This is a genomic window from Mesorhizobium sp. M7A.F.Ca.US.010.02.1.1, assembly GCF_004023085.1.
Lineage (GTDB): Bacteria > Pseudomonadota > Alphaproteobacteria > Rhizobiales > Rhizobiaceae > Mesorhizobium.
The window spans coordinates 51,577-54,076 of record NZ_RZRV01000018.1 but is presented as its reverse complement, the minus strand read 5'-3'; the positions used below and the strand labels follow the sequence as shown (position 1 = coordinate 54,076).

The following is a 2,500-nucleotide window of genomic DNA, read 5'->3' as shown; positions in this document are numbered from 1 at the left end:
TCCAGCATAGACTCAGTGAAATTGAATTCCCCGTGAAGATGCGGGGTTCCTGCGGTTAGACGGAAAGACCCCGTGCACCTTTACTATAGCTTTACATTGGCATTCGTAGTGGCATGTGTAGGATAGGTGGTAGGCTTTGAAACCTGGGCGCCAGCTCAGGTGGAGCCACCCTTGAAATACCACCCTTATTACTATGGATGTCTAACCGCGGCCCGTTATCCGGGTCCGGGACAATGTATGGTGGGTAGTTTGACTGGGGCGGTCGCCTCCTAAAGAGTAACGGAGGCGCGCGATGGTGGGCTCAGAACGGTCGGAAATCGTTCGCTGAGTGCAATGGCATAAGCCTGCCTGACTGCGAGACTGACAAGTCGAGCAGAGACGAAAGTCGGTCATAGTGATCCGGTGGTCCCGCGTGGAAGGGCCATCGCTCAACGGATAAAAGGTACGCCGGGGATAACAGGCTGATGACCCCCAAGAGTCCATATCGACGGGGTTGTTTGGCACCTCGATGTCGACTCATCGCATCCTGGGGCTGGAGCAGGTCCCAAGGGTATGGCTGTTCGCCATTTAAAGCGGTACGTGAGTTGGGTTCAGAACGTCGTGAGACAGTTCGGTCCCTATCTGCCGTGGGTGTAGGAATATTGAAAGGATCTGTCCCTAGTACGAGAGGACCGGGATGGACGGATCTCTGGTGGACCTGTTGTGGCGCCAGCCGCATAGCAGGGTAGCTATATCCGGACGGGATAACCGCTGAAGGCATCTAAGCGGGAAACCCACCTTAAAACGAGTATTCCCTGAGAACCGTGGAAGACGACCACGTTGATAGGCCGGGTGTGGAAGAGCGGCAACGCTTGAAGCTTACCGGTACTAATAGTTCGATCGGCTTGATCGTTCTCATTCCTTATGCTCATCTGACAAAGTCAGATGTTCTCACTCACGCTTGTTCCGCCCTGCGGGCGGCGCTACGTGGGTGCGGCGCATCAGCGCCGACGGTCGGTCGACCTTGCGAAGCTTCGCTTCGAAAGGCGCCAGGACCAAAAGAACTGTAAAGGCACAAAAAAGACCAGCGAACAGCTCAGAGAAAGCAGCAAATAGGGTCCCTATTCGCTACTCACTATTGGCTATTCGCTCAAAAAAGCTTCTCGAACAACGTGCGTTTTGCCGACCTGGTGGTTATGGCGGAGCGGCTGCACCCGATCCCATTCCGAACTCGGCCGTGAAACGCTCCAGCGCTGATGGTACTTCGTTTCAAGACGCGGGAGAGTAGGTCGCTGCCAGGTCTGCCAAACGCACGTTGAACTCACATCCAATCGGATGTGAGAGAAATCTTCTCTTTATGAAATGGCCCGCCAAGGGATCACGGGCCGCGTAAGCGGCCCTTTCATTTGGTCAGCCATATACCTATCTGTAGGCCTCGGCTTACACAAAAAAAGCAAGCAAGCGCTTGCCTGGAAACGCAAGCAAACGCTTGCTTAGAAACGCAAGCAAACGCTTGCTTAGGGTTGACGCGGGGTGGAGCAGCCCGGTAGCTCGTCAGGCTCATAACCTGAAGGTCACAGGTTCAAATCCTGTCCCCGCAACCAAATACAAAAGAGCCCGCCCTCGTGCGGGCTCTTTTGTATTTTGCCGTGGTGCCGGCGAGTTAACCTGTCATCAGGCGCCCGCAAGCAAGCGGAGCCGACGCCGCCGGACAGAAAACTCAATCCTGTCCCCGCAACCAATCTGCGGTAAACGGCCCGCCTGGCACAAAGCCCGCGGGCCGTTTTGATGTTCGGCTGGGCTGGCCATCGATTGCCCCGGATCAGGCGCCCGCAACAAGGCGAAGCCCAAGCTGCGGGACAAAAAACCCAATCCCGTCCCCCGCAAACCAATCTGCACCAAACAACAGTCCCCCAGGCACCAGCCAGCGGGCCGTTCGCATTCGGGGGACAATGGTGCCTGCAAGCGCGGCACTCCTCGGCGCACAAAGAGGCCTCAGCCGACAAGCTACGACAACAAAACAAGCCTCTCGACAAAACCTAATTCAAAACAGCCCGCAGCCGCGGGCCGTTTGCGTTTAGGGGGACTGGCAGTGAAGTGCCCAGCCGCCGCCATGACCGGATCAACCGAATCGGAGGCAAAAAAGACGAAGCATCCGATCCTCTTGTCAGGCATCGGTCAGTGATGTCGGTGATGACTTGCAATCAAATACGAAATGAATTGGGTCGGGGTGGCGTTCTATTCAGCCGGCTTTTGTGGCCACCCTCGGCCATGACAATGACTGAGGACCGCGAATCGACCTGCATGTGGATTCTCGATCGCGCCGGCCGTTGGGTGTGTCACGCCGCAATAGCCGCAAGTGCCGTTGGCCGAACGGCCCGGGGCGTTGAAGCGACGCCTCGATCAAGTCGAATCAAGTGAAGGGTGATTCTCTGGGGATGAGTGGCGCAAGGCGTGGCATGGTCGAATCAGCCAATTTTGCTAATAGCTGACATCTATCCAGGTTCGGGATCACTCCCAT

At 56.3% G+C, this 2,500-nt stretch carries 1 tRNA gene and 2 rRNA genes (1 of these 3 cut by a window edge); all 3 read left to right on the top strand.

Annotated elements, in window-relative coordinates:
* A 23S ribosomal RNA gene (locus EOA19_RS19635) occupies window positions 1-892 on the top strand; it begins 1,930 nt to the left of the window's first position.
* Window positions 893-1,165: 273 nt separating this feature from the next.
* Window positions 1,166-1,280, top strand: a 5S ribosomal RNA gene (gene rrf, locus EOA19_RS19630).
* Window positions 1,281-1,506: 226 nt separating this feature from the next.
* Window positions 1,507-1,583, top strand: a tRNA-Met gene (locus EOA19_RS19625).
* Window positions 1,584-2,500: the final 917 nt, after the last annotated feature.